The sequence below is a fragment of the uncultured Subdoligranulum sp. genome (assembly GCF_963931595.1).
GTDB lineage: Bacteria > Bacillota > Clostridia > Oscillospirales > Ruminococcaceae > Gemmiger.
Genome location: NZ_OZ007030.1, coordinates 1,653,721 through 1,673,876 on the forward strand (window position 1 = coordinate 1,653,721; position 20,156 = coordinate 1,673,876).

Here is a 20,156-nt window from a genome sequence, read left to right on the forward strand (position 1 = left end):
ATATCAGCCGATGTTCATATCCACGGCGGTGGAGATGCCGTTGACACGACCGGAGCCGGTATACTGCCAGATGTTGTACTTGTAGTTGAAGCTGAGGGTATCGCGATACTGGGCGATCCAGGTGTTGTACTTGCTGATGTTGGCAAAGTTCAGCGCGTTGTAGAACCAGCTGGCGTAGGAGTAGACGCCTGCCTTGTAGCCCGCATTGCGGATGGTCTCGCAGAAGGCCACCGCACAGGCGGTGCGCTCGTTGGCGCTGATGGCGTTGGCGCGGCCGCCCGCCACCGACTCAGTGTCGTAGTAGACGCCCAGCGGCAGCGAATACCCGCTGACCAGGCTCAGCACCATGCTGGCTTCCTCCACGGCCTCGGCCTCGTTGATGGCCTGGCTGTAGAAGTAGACGCCCACCTTCAGGCCGGCGTTGATGGCGCCCTGGATGTTCTTGCGGTAGGTGGAATCCTCCACCAGCGCGCCTGTGCCGTAGCCGCGGTAGCCGCAGCGGATGATGGCAAAGGTGATGCCGTCCGCCTTGACGGCGTTCCAGTCGATGTTGCCCTGGAACTTGGAGACATCGATGCCCCGGGCCGTGCGGTTCAGCGCACCGTCGGCGCCAAAGGTGTACACATCCCCCTGGATGACCTGGTTGCCGGTCACCGCCTCATGGGTGGCGGGGTCATAGTAGTATGTAGCGCCGTCAATCTCCTGCCAACCGGTGTAGACATACTCGATCTTCTCGGTGGCGGTTACATCAAACTTGTACTCGGCCAGCTTGCTGGCTTCAATGGCGTCCGGCCAGCCCGCCGTGGGATCCTGGGAAGGAACCGGCGTGGCCGTCACTGCCGGGGTGGGCGTGGGTGTGGCGGTGGGCGCCGGGGTCGGGGTGGGCGTAGCGGTCACTTCCGGGGTAGGCTCGGGGGTGACCGTGGGCTCCGGCGTGGGGGCTGCCGTGGGATCCGGCGTGGTGGTGGGCGCCGGGGTAGTGCTCTCCTGCGGCGCAGAGCTCTGCTCCGGTGCGGGCGAGACTGTGGCTGTGGCCTCCGGCGTCGGGGTGGATTCGCCGCTGTCCAGCAGCGAGGCATCCGACGAAGCGGTGCCTTCGCTGGTGCGATGGGCCATGCTCATGGTGCGGCCGGTGCTGCCCAGATTCACGATGGAATCCGCGGCCCCCGGCAGCCACACCGACATGGCGCTGTTGGTGGAAACGTTGGGATCACGCTGGGCACCGGTCAGTTCCTGGGTGCCGTCCTTGTACACCGGCAGGTAGGGCGATTCGCTGCCGTCGGTGAAGAGCAGATGGCCGCTGCTGCTCAGCTTGGCCGTGTACACCGTGGTGCGGCCCTTCTCTTCCTTGGCGCTGTCGGCGTACTGCACCGTATCGGTCACTTCCTCGGCAATGGGCGCCGCACCGGCCGTGTTCACCGCCGAGTCCTCCGCGCTCTCATTGACCTGGCTGGACTGCATGATCTTGTCCTTGACCGCATTCACATCCGCCTTGTAGACGACCTTCTCGGCCACGGTCACGGTGGTGCTCTCCGGCACCACATATCCCTCGATGGGCTGGATCGTCACGGTGTAGTCGCCGGGTTCCACATCCTCTGCCAGCGCCGTGCCGTTCTCGGTATCCACCGCATAGTCGGTGGTCTTGCCCTCCGAATCCGTCAGGGTGACTGTGGCGGCAACCCCCGTCAGCGGGATCTTGCCGGAGGTCTCTTCCCCGTCGCTCTCCCCGGACGGCGTGGGCGAAGGTGTCTGGGCACTTTCCGCCGTGGTCTGCTCCATGGTATAGAGCTGCACGCCCACATCCTGCTGGATCACGCTGATGTCCGCCAGCAATTCAATATCCGGCACAGGCGTGGCCGTGGGCGTGGGGGCGGGGGTGGCCGTCACCACCGGTTCCGGCGTGGGCGTTGCTTCCGGCAGCTGGCCCGGCACAAAGGAGGCCGCAAATACCCCCAGGCCGATGCTGGCCGTCAGCACCACCGCCGAGCTGCCCGCCACCAGTTTGTACAGCGGCAGCCGCGCGAAGGCGTTGCCGGAGAAATATTTCATGGGATTCCGCTTGTTGAACATCCTTACCTCACCGTTTGCTTGCAAAAAAATAAAATGGGTAGAAAACTATATGTAAAAGCATACCACAAACTTCCGCCGCTGTGCAAGGGGCCTTTCCCGGTTTTACAGGGAAAACCGATGTAAATTTTTACCAATCTTTTGGCGGCAAAATTCCGCATTTCCCCGCACTTTTTTGCGGTTTTCCGGCATTTTTCATCCATATGGGGGCCTTGTTTTTTCTTTTGCACCACAGATTGTGTTGTACACAACCACCACAGGTACTTTTCCCGGTGGGGGCAGCCATCCCCCTGCCGCACACAGAACGCCTTACCTACTTATATAGCCTGGCCATAATCCGGCATCAGGAAAAACATGTTGCCTCCTCACTTTTTTCTTGACAAATGATGGTTTGCGTGTATACTGGAAAGCGGACATAAAAACAGGGGCGCTGAGGGGCATCCTCGGCTGAGATCGAAGCAAACTGCAGCTTCGGGTCACCTCGAACCTGATCCGGATAATGCCGGCGTAGGAAGTTTGAACCTCCATAAGATGTCATGTTGCGTCTGCGCCTGCATTTCCTGCAGGCGCTTTTCTTGTTTTTATGTACCGTTTATTCGGGGAGGAGTATTTCTATGACCAAAACCTATTCCAAAACACGCACACTGGTGGAGTGTGCCCTGATGATTGCCCTGGGCACCGTCCTGGCAAACATCAAGATCTACGAACTGCCCAACGGCGGTTCCATCACCCTGTTCAGCATGCTGCCCTTTATTCTCATCTCGTTCCGGCACGGCGCCAAGTGGGGGCTGTTCACCGGCTTCGTCAACAGCCTTTTGCAGATGCTGCTGGGCTTCTACGCGCCGCCGGCCCCCGGCCTGCTGCCGCTGGTGGGCATGATCCTGCTGGATTACGTGCTGGCCTTCACGCTGCTGGGCCTGGCCGGTGCCATCGCCAAGCCCTTCTCCAACCGCCTGGTGGGCGTTGCGGTGGGCACTGCCGCCGTCTGCGTGCTTCGTTTCCTCTGCAGCTTTTTGTCCGGTGTGCTGATCTGGGGCAACCTCAGCGACGGCCTGCCCGCCTGGATCTACAGCCTGACCTACAACGGAAGCTACATGCTGCCCGAGACGATCCTGACCACGGTGGCCGCCGTGCTGATCTGCAAGGCAGCTCCCCAGCTGTTCCATGCACAGCAGCAATAATACATCCTGTGCGCCCTGCTCCGGCAGGGCGCCTTTTTTGTTTGCGGGGTGCATGTCATAAAAAAATTTTTCACCCCATTGTTTCGATTTTTTATTTTTTTGCGTTAAATTTCTCATTATATTAACATTTTTCCCAATTTCAAGGTCACTTTTTCGTTCTTTTGACAAATTGTTTAAATTTGCTTTCTTTTTTATGAAGAATATGTTAATATGATATCAACAAGGCATGCGTTCTGCGAACCAGAGACACCGCATACCACGTTAGAGGAATCCATCTGATTTTTGGAGGAATGCTTTTATGATGAAGTATCTGCAAAAGCTCGGCAAGGCACTGATGCTGCCCGTCGCCGCGCTTCCCGTCTGCGGTATCCTGATGGGTATCGGCTATGCGCTCTGTCCCTCTACCATGCAGGGCGGCGATGTCACTGGCATTGTGCAGCTGATCGGCTTTTTCCTTGTTAAAGCCGGTGGCGCCCTGATCGACAACATGTCCTGGCTGTTCGCTGTTGGCGCTGCCGTGGGCCTGGCCGACGACCACGATGGCACCGCTGGTCTTGCGGGTCTTGTCAGCTACCTGATGATGACCAGCCTGCTGTCCGTAACCATGCCTTCCACCGTCGAATGTGCTACCGCGAGTGGCGAAACAGCCACTGCTGTTATCGCCGCTTCTGGTGTACCTATCACAATGATTGCCAGCCTTGCCAACAATGAGGTCAGCATGCTGGCTTTCAGCAAGATTGCCGGTAATGCCTTTATTGGTATCCTTGCTGCCATCATCGGTTCTGCCTGCTACAACAAGTTCAAGAGCACCCAACTGCCTGATTTTCTGGCATTCTTCAGCGGCAAACGTTTTGTCGCCATTGTTACCGCCTTGGTTTCCATCATCTCGGCTGCCATCCTGCTGTTTGCATGGCCTTTCATCTTTGGCGCGCTGGTTGCTTTGGGCAAGGGTATCGCCAGTTTGGGTGGCATCGGTGCCGGTCTGTACGCTTTCTTCAACCGTCTGCTGATTCCCACCGGTCTGCATCACGCCCTGAACAACGTGTTCTGGTTCGATACCATCGGTCTGGGCGACCTGAAGCACTTCTGGGCCGGTGAAACCTCCGCTGATGTGGGCTGGAGCCTCGGCATGTACATGTCCGGCTTCTTCCCCTGCATGATGTTCGGTATTCCCGGTGCCGCTCTGGCCATGGTCAAGACGGCCAAGAACAAAAAGGCCGCTATTGGTTTGGTTTTCTCTGCTGCCATCTGCGCCTTCGTCTGCGGCGTTACCGAGCCCTTCGAGTTCGGCTTCATGTTCCTCTGCTTCCCGCTGTACATCGTATATGCTCTGCTGTACGGTATCTTCACCGTCATCACCTACTATGTTGGTTTCCGCGCCGGCTTCAGCTTCTCTGCCGGTTTGACTGACCTGGTCTTCTCTGCTTCTTTGCCTGCCGCTGCCAAGACTTGGATGATCATTCCTCTGGGCATCGCCGCTTTTGTGGTGTTCTACCTGGTATTCTACTTTGCCATCACCAAGTTCAACCTCAAGACCCCTGGCCGCGAGGATGAAGACACCGCAACCGCTGCGGCCACCGCAACCCTGGCCAACAACAACTTCACCGACATTGCCAGCGGCGTGCTGAAGGCCATCGGTGGCAAGGGCAACGTTGCCAACGTGGACTACTGCGCCACCCGCCTCCGCTTTGAGGTCAAGGACAGCAGCGCTGTGGATGAGAAGGCCGTCAAGGCGGCCGGCGCCGCGGGCGTCATCCGTCCCAGCAAGAATTCCTGCCAGGTCGTCATCGGCCCCAAGGTCCAGTTTGTCTACGACGAATTGAAGAAGATGCTGTAAGCTTTTTTACAGCGCCGGGATAAAGGTTCTGGTTCCCTTTATCACATCCGCCGGGGGCGGGCGCGAGCCTGTCCCCGGCATTTTTTGGCGCTTCATTCATTTGGTCATACTTTTTTCACGGTTCCATGCTATACTGACAGAAGTATGGGGGCCTCTCCCCCGCCATCATCAGGAGGTAATTCTGTATGAAAATCATCCGCGCAAAAGACTACAACGACATGTCCCGCAAGGCCGCCAACATCATCTCCGCCCAGGTCATCATGAAACCCAACTGCGTGCTGGGTCTGGCCACTGGCGGTACCCCCGTAGGCACCTACAAACAGCTGGTAGACTGGTACAACAAGGGTGATCTGGACTTCTCTGAAGTGACCACCATCAACCTGGACGAGTACCGCGGTCTGCCCCGGGAGCATCCCGAAAGCTACTGGAGCTTCATGCACCGCAACCTGTTCGACCTGGTCAACATCAACCCCGCTTCCATCAACCTGCCGGACGGCACCAACATGGACGCCGAGGCGGAATGCGCCCGGTACGACTATGTCATCAAGCGGGTGGGCGGCATCGACCTGCAGCTGCTGGGCATCGGCCATGACGGCCACATCGGCTTCAACGAGCCGGGCGAAGCCTTCGAGCTGGGCACCCACTGTGTGGACCTGAAGCCGGAAACCATCGAGGCCAACAAGCGCTTCTTTGACGGCCAGGAGGATCTGGTGCCCAAGCAGGCCTACACCATGGGCATCAAGACCATCATGCAGGCCCGCAAGGTGCTGATGGTGGCCAACGGCAAGGGCAAGGCGGAGATCGTCAAGAAGGCGTTCTTCGGCCCTGTCACGCCGGAGGTGCCCGCCAGCATCCTGCAGATGCATCCCGATTTCATTCTGGTGGGCGATGAGGAAGCTCTGAGCCTGATCTGAGGGCAGGAGGAACGAATATGATTATCCGTAATGCGAAGGTTTTCTCGGACGGCTGCCGCTTTGTGGAGAAAGATCTGATCATCCGGGAGGGCCGCATCGTCTTCGGCGCGGAGCCCCTGGAGGGCGAGGAGATCCTGGACGCAAAGGGTGCCTATGCCCTGCCGGGTCTGGTGGACATCCACTTCCACGGCGCCGTGGGCCATGATTTCTGCGACGCCGACGAGGCCGGGCTGCAGGCCATTGCCGACTTTGAGGCAAGCAAGGGCGTGCTGGCCATCTGCCCCGCCACCATGACCTTCAGCGAGGAGATCCTCAACGGCATCATGGACGTGGCCGCCGCCCACAAGAACGAGCGGGGTGCCGATCTGGTGGGCATCAACATGGAAGGCCCCTACATCAGCCCCGACAAGGTGGGCGCCCAGAACCCCAAGTATGTGATGGCCGCCGACGCCGGCATGTTCCGCCGGCTGCAGGCCCGCAGCGGCGGGCTGATCCGGCTGGTGGACGTGGCCCCCGAGGTACCGGGCAATCTGGATTTCATCCGGGAATGCCACAACGAGGTACGCATCTCCATTGCCCACACCTGTGTGGACTATGAGACCGCCAAGGAAGCCTTTGCGGCCGGCGCCACCCATATGACCCACCTGTACAATGCCATGCCGGGCATCACCCACCGCGCCCCCGGTCCCATCATCGCGGCCCTGGAGGAGGGCGCCGAGGTGGAGCTCATCACCGACGGCGTACATATCCACCCGGCCATGGTGCGCTTCACCTTCCGCACCTTCGGCGACGACCATGTGATCCTCATTGCCGACAGCATGATGGCCTGCGGCCTGCCGGACGGCCAGTATTCCCTGGGCGGCCAGGCCGTGACGGTGCGCGGTCCCCGGGCCACTTTGACCGAGCACCCCGGCACCATTGCCGGCAGTGCCACCTGCCTGTATGACTGCATGAAGCATGCGGTGCGGGATATGGGTGTGCCGCTGGCCAGCGCCGTGCGGGCGGCTTCGCTGAACCCGGCCCGCAGCATCGGTGTGGACGCCGACTACGGCAGTCTGGATGCCGGCCGCTGGGGCAATGTGATCCTGGCCGACGAGGAACTGAACATCCTGCAGGTCATCCGCAGGGGCGAAGTGATTTCCCGCTGACAGTATTCATAATTTTGTATAAAAATTTGCGACGAGGCCATTGCAAATTGTATACCCTTTTGTTATAATATAGGTATGAATACGCTGAGAAGGGGGAACTGGATATGCCGATCTCTGAGCCGACTGCCGTATTTTCCATCCGTGACGACCGCGATATGGAAATCAAACAGGCTGTTCTGCAGGTCTATCGTGCGCTGGAAGAGAAGGGCTACAACCCCATCAACCAGCTGGTAGGCTACATCCTTTCGGAGGATCCGACCTATATTACGACTTATAAAAATGCGCGTGCGATCATCCGCCGCATTGACCGTGACGATTTGCTGCAAGCCTTGGTGCGCGATTACGTCAAGGGATAAAATCCTCCAACAGAAAAATCCCGTGTGCCGGAAACCGGTACACGGGATTTTTTTATGTTGGTTCAATGGGGCGCGCTCCCCTGCCCTGCCGGGGATTCTGCCTTACGCAAAGAAGGCGTTCTGCACGGCGTTGAGCACCGCGGCGCGGCCTGCCGTGAAGTTGACGCCACCCTGCAGGTAGCAGGTGTAGGGCGGGCGCAGCGGGCCGTCGCAGGAGATTTCAATAGTGCTGCCCTCGGTGAAGCTGCCCGACGCCATGACCACCTTATCGGTATAGCCGGGCTCATCGGCGGGCTCCGGAGAGGCGAAGCTGTCCACCGGGCTGTTGTGCTGGATGCCGGCGCAGAACCCGGTCAGGGCCTCGGCGCTGCCCGAATCGAAGCAGGTCACGATGTCGTTGTGGTCCTCGGTGTAGCGGGGCACCGGGTGCACCCCCGCCAGCTCCAGCAGACACTGGGCGTAGATGGCGGTTTTCAGGGCCTCGCAGACCACCCCGGGGGCATAGTAGAAGCCCAGGAAGGTGTCCCGCAGGCTGTCCTGGGTGCAGCCCAGATCGGCGCCGATGCCCGGCGCGGTGAAGCGGTGGCTGCACTTTTCCACCAGGTCGGCCCGGCCCGCAATGTAGCCGCCGGTGGGGGTGATGCCGCCGCCGGGGTTCTTGATGAAGCTGCCGGCGATCAAGTCCGCCCTCACCGCCAGCGGTTCCCGGGTCTGGGTGAACTCGCCGTAGCAGTTGTCCACAAAGATGACCGCCTGGGGGTTGGCCTGGCGGGCCACCTCCGCCACCTTGCGGATGGTCTCCAGGTCAAAGGCATTGCGCTGGGTGTAGCCCCGGCTGCGCTGGATGTGCACCACCGTGGCGGTCTTGGCCTTCCGGGCAATCAGGTCGTAGTCCGGCGTATGGTCGGGCAGCAGCGGGCATTCGTCGTACTGCACGCCGTATTCCCGTAGCGTGCCGCAGCCCTTGCCAGCCTCCCCGATGCCGATGACGCCTTCCAGCGTGTCGTAGGGGCGGCCGGTGGCCGCCAGCAGCGTGTCGCCGGTGCGCAGCAGGCCGAACAGTGCCACCGTCAGCGTGTGGGTACCGCTCATGAACTGGGGCCGCACCAGGGCGGCCTCGGCGTCCATGCAGCGGGCAAACACCTCCTCCAGTTTGTTGCGGCTGTCATCCCAGACACCGTAGCCGCTGGAACCCCAGAAATGCCGCGCCTCCACGCCGCAGTCGGTGAAGGCTTTCAGCATCTTGAGCTGGTTGTAGTCCCGGATCTCCTCCACGTGGGCGAACTGCTCCTTGCAGAGTTCCAGTGCCTGGCGGTCCAGCGCCAGCACCTCCGGCTTGAGATTGTAAAACTGTTCGATCATACTGTTTCCCATTTCCGTGTAAATTGTTGTATCCTGCCCGCCGGCGTGAAGCCCAGGCGGGTGTAGAAAGCCTCCAGTTCCGGGGCGCTGGCAAAGCGGACGGTGCGCTGCCCGGCCAGCTCGTTGGCCGTCCAGACGATGAGCCATCCGGCCAGTCCCCTGCCCCGCCATTCGGGGGCCGTCACCCCCGCCGAGAGATAGGCTTCCGCGTCGCTCTGCTCGTAGCAGCCCACTGTGCAGACCGGGGTGCTGCCGTCCAGCAGGGCCCGGCAGCAGCCGATTCCGTGGGCGATGGAGGTGCAGGCCAGCGTGTAGAAGGCCTCCTGCTCCGCCTCGCTGTCCGGGAAGACCAGGCGGCTCACCGGCAGCATGGCGGGCTGTTCCGCCAGCGTCAGCGCCGCGGGGGGCGGGGCGGGCAGCGGCAGCTGCGTTCCCCGGGGCAGCTCCCACAGCCGCAGGGGCGGTTCCTGCTGCCAGCCCGGCAGAACCGGTCGGGGGCAGAGCAGACGCTCCACCCCCAGAAAACGCAGGAATCCCTCCAATTCCTCCGTGGCCTCCTCCCCGGCCTCCCCCTGGGGAAGTGTTCCGCAGAGGGTGGCGGTGCCGCCCCGCAGCGCCAGGGCCGCCCTTCCGGGCAGCAGATAGAAGCACCATCCGCTGGCCGGGTGCTGCCCGAACAGCGCACAGTGGGTGCCCATGGTGGCCTCAAAGTAGGGTTGGCGGCGGATGCGGCGGGCGAATTCCGCCCGCTGGGCGGCGTTGGTAACGGATTGAATCATAGGGATTCCTTACAGGGTCATAGATTATTGCAGGGCCATGACGATCCGCTTGAAGTCGCGGCCGCGGACCTCGAAGTTGGGGTAGAGGTCAAAGGAGGCGGACGCCGGCGACAGGCTCACCACATCCCCCGGCACCGCAGCGGCACGGGCCTTCTCCACGGCGTCCTGCATGCTGTCGGCATGGACAATCTTCAGGTCGCTGGCGGCAAAATCGGGATGCTCCCGCACGGCCTTCTCGATGCGCGGCGCGGTGGCGCCCATGAGGATCAGCGTCTTGACGTGGGCCAGGATCTCGGGGGCCAGTGGCTCGTAGGGGATCTTCTTGTCGTAGCCGCCGGCGATGAGGATGATCTTCTGATCAAAGCTGCGCAGCCCCGCGATGGTCCGCGTGGGGCTGGAGGCAATGGAGTCGTTGTAGTAGGTCACGCCATCCAGCGTGCGCACCGGCTCGATGCGGTGTTCCACACCGGTAAAGGTGGACGCCACCTGATGCATGGCCTCCACCGGCACCCGGCCCCACACCGCCGCGATGGCCGCCAGCAGGTTCTCCACGTTGTGCAGGCCCCGCAGTTTGACCTCCTTGCGGGAGACCACCGGCGTCACGGTGCCGTTCCCGGCGTAGCAGAGCATGTCGTCCTCCGCCCGCAGGAAAGCGCCGTTGTCGGTCTCGTGCAGGCGGGTGAACCAGACCTGCTCGCCCTTGCAGTCCTTCTGCATGCCCCGGGTGATGTCGTTCTCATAGCCCAGCACCGCACGGCAGGGCGGCACCTGCCACAGCAGAATGTTGCGCTTGGCGTCGATGTATTCCTGCATGTCCTTGTGATGGTCCAGATGGTTGGGCGTCACGTTGGTGACCACCGCCACCTTGGGGCTGCGGCGCATGCTGATCAGCTGGAAGCTGGACAGCTCCACCACGGCCACGGCGTCGGGGGTCACATCGGCCAGCTGGGGCAGCAGCGCCGCACCGATGTTGCCGCCCAGAAAGACCTTGCGGCCCGCCGCCTCCATCATCTTGGAGATCAGCGTGGTGGTGGTGGTCTTGCCGTCCGAACCGGTGACGGCGATGATCTCACAGGGGCAGAACTCAAAGAAGAGCTCCACCTCGCTGGTGACCATGGCGCCGGCCTTCAGGGCCGCCTGCAGCTCGGGCTTGTAGTACTCGTAGCCCGGCGTGCGCATGATGATGTCCTGGCCGGCAAAGCCGTCGGTATAGTGTTCGCCCAGGCTCAGATTCACCTGCAGGCGGCGCAGCGTATCGGCATAGTCGCCGAAGTCCTCCAGGCTCTTCTTCTGGTCGCAGAGGGTCACCTTGGCCCCCATCGCCACAAACTGTTCGATGCAGCGCTTGTGGCTCACGCCTGCGCCGATAAAGGCAACCTTCTTGCCGTGAATCAATTCCTGCAACTGTTCAATGGGCCGCATGATACATCTCTCCCCTGCTGTTGAATTTCGTCCCTCTTATTATACTCAGTCTGCAGCCTGGCTGCAACAAAATCGGCCCGCCTGCGCGAGCCGAATTGTATCCTTTGGTTATTCCTGACCGCCCATGGGAATGCCGTGCTTTTCCAGCAGCGCGCGGATCTTGGTCATGGGGTCGATGATGCTGGAAACACTCTTGTCGTGGTTGATGGCCGCGATGAAGTAGGCGGTGTACTTGGAGACATCCACGTCGTAGTACCACTCGCGCTCCAGCAGTTCGGGCTTGCGGTAGGTCAGGTTGGTGCCCAGCACCGCCTTGAAGATGCCGTCGTTGTAGGCCTTGTCGAACTTCTCCAGGCCGGCGGTGAAGAGCGGGAAGGTGGCGCAGGTGAAGATGTTGCGGGCACCGCGCATCTTCAGCTCGTAGGCGATATCCAGCATGGATTCGCCGGAGGCGATGATGTCGTCGGCAATGAAGACATCCTTGCCCTTGACGCTCTCGCCCAGGTACTCGTGGGCCACGATGGGGTTGCGGCCGTTGACCACACGGCTGTAGTCGCGGCGCTTGTAGAACATGCCCAGGTTGCAGCCCAGCACGCTGGAATAGTACATGTTGCGGTTCATGGCGCCCTCATCGGGAGAGACGATCATGAAGTGGTCCTTGTGGAAGCTGACATCCGGCACATGGTGCAGCAGGCACTTAAGCACCTGATAGGTGGGCATGACGTTGTCGAAGCTCATGGTGGGCACGGCGTTCATGACGCGGGGGTCATGGGCATCGAAGGTGATGATGTTCTTCACACCGGTGGCGCGCAGCTGCTGCAGCGCAAAGGCGCAGTCCAGGCTCTCCCGGCTGACGCGGCGATGCTGACGGCCGCCGTACAGGCTGGGCATGATGACGCTGATGCGGTGGGCACGGCCGGAAACAGCCTGGATCAGGCGCATCAGGTTCTGGAAGTGGTCGTCGGGCGAGAGATGATTCTCATACCCGAACAGCTGATAGGTAACACTGTAGTTGCCCGGATCCACGAAGATATACAGGTCATCGCCGCGGGTGGAGGCCTTTACCAGGCCTTTGGCGTCGCCGGACTGAAAACGCGGGCAATCGGAGGGAATGATGAACGAATCGACTTCCATGCCGACCTCACGCGCCCAGCGGACCAGGTGTCCGTCCACCAGTTTGCAGAGTTCTTCGGCACCGGGGCAGGCGATCAGGCTCAGATCAGCAATTGCATCTTCTTTGGCAAAAAAATCGCGCGGGCCAAGATTTTGTTCAGCCATACGTGTTTGCTCCTTACTTCCATCATAAAAATTGTTATTTGTCTTCAGGGGGCACACAGCCCCTTTTATTAGTATTGTATCACACAGACTGTACAAAATCAGCCCTGCCACGCAAGATTTTCGACAAAATCGGCATTTTCTGCATTTTAAATATGAATATTCAGGCGCTGTTGCAAGAATTCTGTCGGATTTTACAAAAAACTTGCATTCGCTCTTTTTCCCCTGTTTTTGCGGTGCCGGTTTCAGGTCTGCAAGCCTCAAAACAACAAAAAAACAGCGCTTGCTGTTATGCAAACGCTGCTCAAAACACCAGTCGATCAGACCAGTTCGATGATCGCCATCTCGGCGGCATCGCCGCGGCGGGGGCCGATCTTGTAGATGCGGGTGTAGCCGCCGTTACGGTCGGCGTACTTGGGGCCATACTCATCGATGACCTTCTTGGCAATGTCCTCCTTGGTGATGTAGGAGAAAACCTGACGCTTTGCGTGCAGATCTTCCTGCTTACCGAGGGTGACCATCTTCTCGGCCATGGAACGAACTTCCTTGGCGCGGGTAACGGTGGTCTCGATCTTGCCGTTCTCAAACAGATAGGTCACCATCGCGCGCAGCATGGCGTTGCGGCTGTCGGTGGTACGACCGAGTTTTCTGGTACCGGGCATTCCGTTTCACTCCTTATACTTGGTATCCGCGTGTCGCGGGGGGTTAGTTTTCATCGTCCTTGGTCAGAGAGAAACCAAGGCTGTCCAGCTTGGCCATGACTTCTTCCAGGCTCTTGCGGCCCAGATTGCGGACCTTCATCATTTCGTCTTCGCTCTTGTTGATGAGGTCGCCCACCGTGTTGATGCCGGCGCGCTTGAGGCAGTTGAAGGAACGGACGCTCAGATCCAGCTCTTCAATCGTCATCTCCAGCGCCTTCTCACGGCCCTGATCGTCATTGTCCACCATGATCTCGGTCTCGCCGGTCTCATCGCAGAGGTTGACAAACAGGTTCAGATGCTCGGTCAGCACACGGGCCGCCAGGCTCAGGGCTTCCTGCGCATTGCAGGTGCCGTCCGTCCAGACCTCGATGATGAGCTTGTCATAGTCGGTGATCTGGCCTACACGGGTGTGATCCACGGTGTAGTTGGCTTTGAGCACGGGGGTATAGATGCTGTCCACCGGCAGGGTGCTGATGTCGTTCTTCTCGATCAGCGCCAGTTTGTTGCGCTCCGCGGGGACATAGCCACGGCCTTTGTCGAAGGTCAGCTCCATGACCAGCTTGGCACCCTCGCCCAGGGTGGCAATATGCCACTCGGGATTGAGGATTTCCAGGTCATCGCCGCCCTTGATGGCGCCGGCAATGAGTTCACAGGGACCAACGGCCTCAACACGGACGGTCTTGGGGCCATCGCCGTAGATCTTGGCGGCAATGCCCTTCAGGTTCAGGACGATCTCGGTCACGTCCTCCCGTACGCCCTCGATGGTGGAAAACTCGTGCACCACACCGTCAATCTTGACGCTGGTGACAGCCACACCGGGCAGAGAGGACAGAAGCACACGACGCAAGCTGTTGCCCAAGGTCGTGCCGAAACCGCGCTCCAGCGGCTCGACGACGAACTTACCGTAGCGACCATCCGGGGAAAGGCTGGCCGTTTCGATCTTGGGGCGTTCGATCTCCATCATAAAAACCCTCCTTGTTTCACTGGCACCGCAAGGCGCCAGTCAGGTTGGAAAAATCGTAGAAAATTGCTAAGAGGATTACTTGGAGTACAACTCGACGATGAGGTGCTCAGCGATGGGCACATCGATGTCCTCGCGAACGGGCATCTTCACAACGGTGCCCTTCAGAGCGTTCTTGTCACGCTCCAGCCAGGAGGGCAGCAGCACGACAGGAGCATCCTCGCCCAGCAGCTTGCTGAACTTGGTGGAGGAACGGCTGGACTCGATGACTTCGATCACATCGCCCGGCTTAACCAGGTAAGAGGGGATGTTGACACGCTTGCCATTGACAGTGAAATGGTTGTGGGAAACCAGCTGACGAGCGTCGCGGCGGGTCTTGGCAAAGCCCAGACGGTAGACGACGTTGTCGAGACGGCGCTCGACCAGAACCAGCAGGTTGACACCGGTCTGACCGGGCATACGGGTAGCGGTCTCGTAGTAGGTATGGAACTGCTTTTCCAGGATACCGTAGACGAACTTGACCTTCTGCTTCTCGTTGAGCTGGGTGGCGTACTCGCTCTTCTTCTTTCTCATCTGGCCGCCGGGGTTACGATTGGTGGTCTTCTTGCCGTAACCCATAACAGCAGGAGAAATGCCGAGAGCACGGCAACGCTTGGCGATCGGTTGGGTATTTTTAGCCATAACTCAAATTCTCCTTTCAATCAAACGCGGCGGCGTTTGGGCGGGCGGCAGCCATTGTGGGGAATGGGAGTCACGTCACGGATCATGGTGACTTCCAGACCGGTTGCCTGCAGGGCGCGGATGGCGCTTTCACGGCCGGAACCGGGGCCCTTGACGTAGACCTCGACGGTCTTCATGCCATGCTCGATGGCAGCCTTGGCAGCGACCTCGGCAGCGCTCTGGGCGGCGTAAGGGGTGCTCTTACGAGAACCGCGGAAGTTCAGCGCACCAGTGCTGCACCAGGAAACGGTGTTGCCCTGGGTATCGGTGATGGTCACGATGGTGTTGTTGAACGTGCTCTGAATGTGAGCAGCACCGGCGCTGATGTTCTTGCGCTCTCTTTTCTTAGTGCGGGTTTTTGCCGCAGTAGCTTTGTTAGCAGCCATGTCTCAGTTCCTCCTTACTTCTTTTTGTTCGCGACGGTGCGCTTGGGACCTTTGCAGGTACGCGCATTGGTCTTGGTGCGCTGGCCGCGGCAGGGAAGGCCCTTGCGATGGCGCACACCACGGTAGCACTGGATCTCGGTCAGACGCTTGATGTCAAGCGCGACGTTGCGGCGCAGGTCGCCCTCTACCATGATGTTGTTTTTGTCGATGTAGTCACGGATCTTGGCTTCCTCGTCGGAAGTCAGGTCCTTGACGCGGGTATCAGGGTTAATTCCGGTTCCGGCGAGAATCTCGTCGGCAGTGGACTGACCAATACCGTAAACATAAGTCAGACCAACCTGGATCCGCTTCTCGCGAGGCAGATCAACACCAGCAATACGTGCCATAAAGCACCTCCATAGATAACATCCCATGTCCTAGTCGGGGCCTGCGCCGGGAATCTACGCACTTGGCCCCCAAGCGTTTTGGGTACGGTTTCCGCGGATTGGCTCCGCGGACCTTTAGCCCTGACGCTGCTTATGCTTCGGATTGGAGCAGATGACCATCACGCGACCTTTGCGCTTGATGACCTTGCACTTCTCACAAATGGGTTTCACGGAAGGTTTTACCTTCATGATGTTAACCTCCTTTTCAAAACACAAGGCGATTCAATTTTACTTGGAACGCCAGGTGATCCGGGCCTTGGTCAGGTCGTAGGGTGACATTTCCATCGTGACTTTGTCGCCGGGCAAAATACGGATAAAGTTGGTCCGCAGCTTACCGGAAATGTGTGCCAGCACGGTGTGTCCGTTGGGTTTGCCGTCTTTGGTGCTGAGCAGCTCCACCTTGAACACGGTGTTGGGCATGGCCTCCCGTACGATACCTTCTACTTCAATGACATCTTCTTTAGACAAGCTGATTGCCTCCTTGAAGGGTTCCGTCAGTCTGCGCGCGCCGCATCATAGGCGGCAATGGCATCACTGAGTGATTGATCGCTTTTCAGAAGCTCGTTCGCAAGAACAGTGGTCGTGGGCGCCACATGTCTGGCCTTTTTCCGCTTCGGGTCCCCTACCTTGCGCAGGTTTCCGTCCGCCAGCCAGAGCATCGGCCCGTCCACAGCCAAAACAGCCAACGTGCGGGACTTGTCCCGTCCGGCCTTGGAGCGTACCAGCTGACCTCTTACAAAGTCCATCCGGGTTCCTCCCAGCCGTGGGTCAGGATCTCGGCACCGGCCGTCGTGATGGCGACGGTGTGCTCAAAGTGAGCCGCCAGGCCGCCGTCAACGGTTTTGACCGTCCAGCCGTCCTTTAACGTCTTTACCGCGTACTTGTGCTGGCAGACCATCGGTTCGATGGCGATGCACATGCCGGGCACCAGGCGCTGGCCACGGCCGGGGGTGCCGTAGTTGGGCACTTCCGGGTCCTCGTGCAGTTCCTTGCCGACGCCGTGGCCGACAAAGCTGCGCACCACCGAGAAGCCGTTATCCTCGACATACGCCTGAACCGCATGGCCCACATCCCCGATCCGGTTGCCGGCCAGCGCCATGGCGATGCCGCGGTGCAGGCTTTCCTTGGTCACATCCAGCAGCCGCTGGGCTTCCAGGTCCAGCTTGCCGCACCCGTAGGTGCAGGCGTTGTCGCCGTTGAAGCCGTCGATCTTGCAGCCGGTGTCAATCGAAACGATGTCGCCGGGGCGGATCTGCTGCTGCCGGTTGGGGATGCCGTGAATGACGGTGTCATTCACACTGATGCACGCCGTGGCCGGGAAGCCGTACAGGTGCAGGAAGTTGGGTCTTGCACCGTGGCGCACGATAAAGTCGTAGATGATTTTGTCGATCTCCGCCGTGGTGATACCAGGCTCGATCGCTTCGCCGCCGGCCTTCAGTGCAGCCGCGCTGATGGCGCAGGCTTTCCGCATCTTTTCCAGTTCGACGGCATTCTTGATTTGGATCATGGATGAATTAAGCCTCCAAAAGCTTGAGAAGGAACGCGGTGGTGGCCTCGATGGAACCCTGGTCGGGAACCTCGACGAGCTTGCCGCGCTGCCGGTAGAATTCCACCAGCGGCTCGGTCTGCTCGTGATAGGCTTTCAGCCGGTCCAGCACGGTGGCGGGCTCATCGTCCTTGCGGATGACCAGCTCACCGCCGCAGCGGTCACACACGCCCTCTTTGGCGCTGGGTTTGTTGATGATATGATAGCTTGCTCCGCAGTTGGCGCAGACGCGGCGGCCGGACATACGCTGGATGATCGCCTCATCGGCAACCACCAGGTTGACCACCTTGTCGATCTCCACGCCCATCTGCTCCAGGGCCTCGCCCTGTGCAATGGTGCGCGGCATACCGTCCAGGATGAATCCGTTGGCACAGTCAGGCTGCGCCAGGCGCTCCTTCACGATGCCGACGATGACATCGTCCGGCACCAGAGCACCTGCGTCCATAAAGCTCTTCGCCTTTTGGCCCATAGGCGTGCCTTCCTTGACGGCAGCACGCAGAATATTACCGGTCGAGATGGTGGGGATACCCAGCTTATCGCAGAGGATTTCGGCCTGAGTACCCTTCCCGGCGCCAGGGGCGCCCAAAAGGATCATTTTCATCGCACATTCCCTTTCTTATTCCAGGAACCCTTTGTGGTAACGAGCGGTCATATAACCTTCCAGCGCACGGCCGGTTTCCAGCGCAACACCCACAACGATCAGCAGGCTGGTACCACCCAACTGGATGGAGGTGCCGGTGATGTTGCCCAGGATGATGGGCAGGCCCGCCACGATGGCCAGGAAGATCGCACCGATCAGGGTGATCTTGGACAGCGTCTTGGTGATGAAATCACTGGTGGGCTTGCCGGGACGGATACCGGGAATCGTACCGTTGTTTTTACGGAGCTGGTTGGCGATATCTACGGGATTGTACTGAATCGCAACATAGAAGTAGTTGAATGCCACGATCAGCAGGACATAAACGATGAGGTAGAGCGCGCTGTTGTAGTTGAATGCGCTGAAGAACGCATACAAATACGGATGAGCAGCGGCATCCAGGTTGATGAACCGGAAGACAAGGCCGGGCAGGCTGCACAGCGTCGAGGCAAAGATGATTGGCATGACGCCGGTCATGTTGACCTTGATGGGGATGTAGCTGGCCTGGCCGCCGTACATCTTGCGGCCCACCACGCGCTTGGCGTACTGCACGGGGATGCGGCGCTCCGCGTTGGTCAGGACCACCACGAAGATCACCGCCACCAGGGCGAGCACCACCAGGGCAGGCAGGAAGATGTAGAACTGGGGTTCACCGTTCTGCGCACGGCCCACGATGTTGGTCACCGCGCTGTAGACGGAGGACCAGCGGGCCACGATGCCGGCGAAGATCAGCAGCGAAAGACCGTTGCCGATGCCCTTGGAATCAATCTGGTTGCCCAGCCAGGTGCAGAGCTGCGAACCGGCGGTGAAGGCCAGAATGATAACCACGGCGGAGAAGATCCCGGCGAAACCGTCGGTGTACTTCAGTGCGCTCATGTTGCGGATGATGAAGTAGTAGCCGATGGACAGCATCAGACCGATGGCCGCGCCAACGTAGTTGGTGATGCGGCGCATCTTGCGCTGTCCTTCCTCCCCTTCCTTGGTGAGATTTTCCAGGTACGGAATGGCTACCGCCAGCAGCTGCATGATGATGGAGGCGTTGATGGCGGGCTGCACCCCCAGGGCGAAGACAGTGCATTCGCTCAGGGCGCCGCCGGACATCATGTTCAGGTACTCCAGCATATCACCGGTGCCGCCGGCAAACATGTTGGTCAGCGCGCTGGCCGTGATGTACGGCACAGGAATCGCGCAGCCCAGACGGAACAGAACGAGGATCAGCAAGGTGAACAGGAGCCGTTTGCGAAGATCATCGATCTTCCAGGCATTCCGAAAGGTTTCAAACACCTTACATCACCTCAGCCTTCCCGCCTGCTTTCTCGATTTTTTCTTTGGCAGAGGCAGTGTAGGCAGCGACCTTGACGTTGACAGCCTTGGTCAGCTCGCCATTGCCCAGCACCTTGACGCCGTCCAGCGTCTTGGAGATGATGCCGGCCTTCAGCAGGGCCTCGGCATCCACAGTCGCGCCGGCCTCGAACTTCTCGAGGTCAGATACCTTGATGGTAACATACTTGGTCGCGAAAATATTGTTGAAACCGCGCTTCGGCAGACGACGCTGCAGAGGCATCTGGCCGCCTTCGAAACCGGCCTTCTTGACGCCGGAACGGGCTTTCTGGCCCTTGTGGCCGAAGCCGGCGGTCTTGCCGTTGCCGGAACCGGCACCGCGGCCCTTGCGGGTCACGGCCTTGCGGGCGCCAGCGGACGCTTTCAGTTCATGAAGTTTCATGCTTGCACCTCCTTGCATTACGCCTTGGTCACGACGACCAGGTGGGCGATCTTGGCGATCTTGCCCTGGGTAGCCGCGTTGTCAGGCTGCTCGGTAACCTCACCGGGACGGTTCAGGCCCAGAGAGTGCGCAACGGCGATCTGCTCTTTGCCGCGGCCGATCAGGCTTTTGGCGAGACGAATGGTAACTTTCTCCATTGTAGTACCCTCCTTAACCCAGGATCTCGGCAACAGTCTTGCCGCGCTTGGCCGCGACGCTCTCGGCGTCGGTCAGGCCGCACAGACCTGCGAAGGTGGCAGCAGTGACGTTGATGGGGTTGTTGGAGCGCAGGCTCTTGGCACGAATGTCCTTGATGCCGGCGCACTCCAGCACCGCACGGACGGGACCGCCGGCCAGAACGCCGGTACCGGGAGCGGCGGGACGCATCAGAACGCGGCCGGCGCCGAACTCGCCAACGATCTCATGGGGAATGGTGCTGCCCTTCAGGCAGACCTTGCGCATGTTCTTCTTGGCAGCGCCCTCGCCCTTGCGGATGGCCTCGGGAACTTCGCCGGACTTGCCGACGCCGTAGCCGATGTTGCCCTTGCCGTCGCCGACAACGATCAGCGCAGCAAACTTCATGACGCGGCCACCCTTGACGGTCTTGGAAACGCGGTTGATGGAGACGACCTTGGTGATCATGCCGTCATCTTGTTCTCTTCTCTGCATGGCCATTG

The 20,156-nt window shown here is 59.9% G+C and carries 24 protein-coding genes and 1 riboswitch; of the genes, 5 read left to right on the forward strand and 19 right to left on the reverse strand.

All coding sequences use genetic code 11. The features are described from left to right. Positions 1-3: 3 nt before the first annotated feature. Complete coding sequence (locus ABGT73_RS07960; protein WP_346669255.1) at positions 4-2,049, reverse strand: GH25 family lysozyme; 2,046 nt, start codon at positions 2,047-2,049, stop codon at positions 4-6. Between the two features lie 431 nt (positions 2,050-2,480). Beyond that, positions 2,481-2,598, forward strand: a riboswitch (TPP riboswitch). Between the two features lie 83 nt (positions 2,599-2,681). On the opposite strand from ABGT73_RS07960, the gene thiT reads away from it, so the two are divergent. The 5 genes from thiT (at position 2,682) to ABGT73_RS07985 (ending at position 7,503) form a co-directional block, all read left to right on the forward strand. Continuing rightward, positions 2,682-3,248 (forward strand): energy-coupled thiamine transporter ThiT, encoded by a 567-nt coding sequence (thiT, locus tag ABGT73_RS07965; RefSeq protein ID WP_346669256.1) that lies wholly within the window; start codon positions 2,682-2,684, stop codon positions 3,246-3,248. Between the two features lie 298 nt (positions 3,249-3,546). Beyond that, complete coding sequence (locus ABGT73_RS07970) at positions 3,547-5,085, forward strand: PTS transporter subunit EIIC (protein ID WP_346669257.1); 1,539 nt, start codon at positions 3,547-3,549, stop codon at positions 5,083-5,085. 185 nt (positions 5,086-5,270) lie between these two features. Then, positions 5,271-5,999: a glucosamine-6-phosphate deaminase gene (nagB, locus tag ABGT73_RS07975; RefSeq protein WP_346669258.1), complete on the forward strand. Its 729-nt coding sequence runs from the start codon at positions 5,271-5,273 to the stop codon at positions 5,997-5,999. A gap of 17 nt (positions 6,000-6,016) precedes the next feature. Beyond that, positions 6,017-7,147, forward strand: a complete 1,131-nt coding sequence (gene nagA, locus ABGT73_RS07980) for an N-acetylglucosamine-6-phosphate deacetylase (protein ID WP_346669259.1) — start codon at positions 6,017-6,019, stop codon at positions 7,145-7,147. A gap of 104 nt (positions 7,148-7,251) precedes the next feature. Next, positions 7,252-7,503, forward strand: a complete 252-nt coding sequence (locus ABGT73_RS07985) for an IreB family regulatory phosphoprotein (RefSeq protein WP_007047260.1) — start codon at positions 7,252-7,254, stop codon at positions 7,501-7,503. Between the two features lie 102 nt (positions 7,504-7,605). Here ABGT73_RS07985 and ABGT73_RS07990 read toward each other — a convergent pair whose 3' ends face one another. The 18 genes from ABGT73_RS07990 to rpsE form a co-directional block, all read right to left on the reverse strand. Beyond that, the gene (locus ABGT73_RS07990; RefSeq protein ID WP_346669260.1) at positions 7,606-8,865 is read right to left on the reverse strand and encodes a methionine gamma-lyase family protein; all 1,260 of its coding nucleotides are present in this window, start codon (positions 8,863-8,865) and stop codon (positions 7,606-7,608) included. Further along, on the reverse strand, positions 8,862-9,644 hold the full coding sequence (locus ABGT73_RS07995) for a GNAT family N-acetyltransferase (RefSeq protein WP_346669261.1): 783 nt from the start codon (positions 9,642-9,644) through the stop codon (positions 8,862-8,864). Before ABGT73_RS07995 ends, ABGT73_RS07990 begins: the two co-directional genes overlap by 4 nt. 24 nt (positions 9,645-9,668) lie before the next feature. Next, a complete protein-coding gene (murD, locus tag ABGT73_RS08000; RefSeq protein WP_346670320.1) occupies positions 9,669-11,069 on the reverse strand; it encodes a UDP-N-acetylmuramoyl-L-alanine--D-glutamate ligase in 1,401 nt (466 codons plus the stop codon). A 105-nt stretch (positions 11,070-11,174) separates the two neighbouring features. Next, positions 11,175-12,344 (reverse strand): ribose-phosphate pyrophosphokinase, encoded by a 1,170-nt coding sequence (locus ABGT73_RS08005; protein WP_346669262.1) that lies wholly within the window; start codon positions 12,342-12,344, stop codon positions 11,175-11,177. 317 nt (positions 12,345-12,661) lie between these two features. Next, positions 12,662-13,003 carry a 50S ribosomal protein L17 gene (gene rplQ, locus ABGT73_RS08010; protein WP_007047266.1) on the reverse strand — a complete coding sequence of 114 codons (342 nt, stop codon included), beginning with the start codon at positions 13,001-13,003 and terminating at the stop codon, positions 12,662-12,664. Between the two features lie 43 nt (positions 13,004-13,046). After that, positions 13,047-14,006 carry a DNA-directed RNA polymerase subunit alpha gene (locus tag ABGT73_RS08015; RefSeq protein WP_346669263.1) on the reverse strand — a complete coding sequence of 320 codons (960 nt, stop codon included), beginning with the start codon at positions 14,004-14,006 and terminating at the stop codon, positions 13,047-13,049. Between the two features lie 75 nt (positions 14,007-14,081). Further along, the gene (gene rpsD, locus ABGT73_RS08020) at positions 14,082-14,684 is read right to left on the reverse strand and encodes a 30S ribosomal protein S4 (RefSeq protein ID WP_346669264.1); all 603 of its coding nucleotides are present in this window, start codon (positions 14,682-14,684) and stop codon (positions 14,082-14,084) included. 20 nt (positions 14,685-14,704) lie between these two features. Continuing rightward, positions 14,705-15,109 carry a 30S ribosomal protein S11 gene (gene rpsK / locus ABGT73_RS08025; RefSeq protein ID WP_007047269.1) on the reverse strand — a complete coding sequence of 135 codons (405 nt, stop codon included), beginning with the start codon at positions 15,107-15,109 and terminating at the stop codon, positions 14,705-14,707. A 14-nt stretch (positions 15,110-15,123) separates the two neighbouring features. Beyond that, positions 15,124-15,495 (reverse strand): 30S ribosomal protein S13, encoded by a 372-nt coding sequence (rpsM, locus tag ABGT73_RS08030; RefSeq protein ID WP_007047270.1) that lies wholly within the window; start codon positions 15,493-15,495, stop codon positions 15,124-15,126. A gap of 114 nt (positions 15,496-15,609) precedes the next feature. Next, positions 15,610-15,723, reverse strand: coding sequence for a 50S ribosomal protein L36 (rpmJ, locus tag ABGT73_RS08035; RefSeq protein WP_346669265.1), 114 nt, complete (start codon positions 15,721-15,723; stop codon positions 15,610-15,612). Between the two features lie 39 nt (positions 15,724-15,762). Then, on the reverse strand, positions 15,763-16,002 hold the full coding sequence (gene infA, locus ABGT73_RS08040) for a translation initiation factor IF-1 (RefSeq protein ID WP_346669266.1): 240 nt from the start codon (positions 16,000-16,002) through the stop codon (positions 15,763-15,765). Between the two features lie 26 nt (positions 16,003-16,028). Further along, complete coding sequence (locus tag ABGT73_RS08045; RefSeq protein WP_346669267.1) at positions 16,029-16,280, reverse strand: KOW domain-containing RNA-binding protein; 252 nt, start codon at positions 16,278-16,280, stop codon at positions 16,029-16,031. Continuing rightward, the gene (map, locus tag ABGT73_RS08050) at positions 16,268-17,041 is read right to left on the reverse strand and encodes a type I methionyl aminopeptidase (protein ID WP_346669268.1); all 774 of its coding nucleotides are present in this window, start codon (positions 17,039-17,041) and stop codon (positions 16,268-16,270) included. Before map ends, ABGT73_RS08045 begins: the two co-directional genes overlap by 13 nt. Positions 17,042-17,048: 7 nt before the next feature. Then, on the reverse strand, positions 17,049-17,681 hold the full coding sequence (locus tag ABGT73_RS08055; protein ID WP_346669269.1) for an adenylate kinase: 633 nt from the start codon (positions 17,679-17,681) through the stop codon (positions 17,049-17,051). A 15-nt stretch (positions 17,682-17,696) separates the two neighbouring features. Next, positions 17,697-19,001: a preprotein translocase subunit SecY gene (secY, locus tag ABGT73_RS08060; protein WP_346669270.1), complete on the reverse strand. Its 1,305-nt coding sequence runs from the start codon at positions 18,999-19,001 to the stop codon at positions 17,697-17,699. A 1-nt stretch (position 19,002) separates the two neighbouring features. After that, positions 19,003-19,440, reverse strand: a complete 438-nt coding sequence (gene rplO / locus ABGT73_RS08065; RefSeq protein WP_204650989.1) for a 50S ribosomal protein L15 — start codon at positions 19,438-19,440, stop codon at positions 19,003-19,005. Between the two features lie 17 nt (positions 19,441-19,457). Further along, positions 19,458-19,637 (reverse strand): 50S ribosomal protein L30, encoded by a 180-nt coding sequence (rpmD, locus tag ABGT73_RS08070; protein ID WP_113999393.1) that lies wholly within the window; start codon positions 19,635-19,637, stop codon positions 19,458-19,460. Between the two features lie 13 nt (positions 19,638-19,650). Beyond that, complete coding sequence (gene rpsE, locus ABGT73_RS08075) at positions 19,651-20,154, reverse strand: 30S ribosomal protein S5 (protein ID WP_346669271.1); 504 nt, start codon at positions 20,152-20,154, stop codon at positions 19,651-19,653. Positions 20,155-20,156 lie beyond the last annotated feature (2 nt).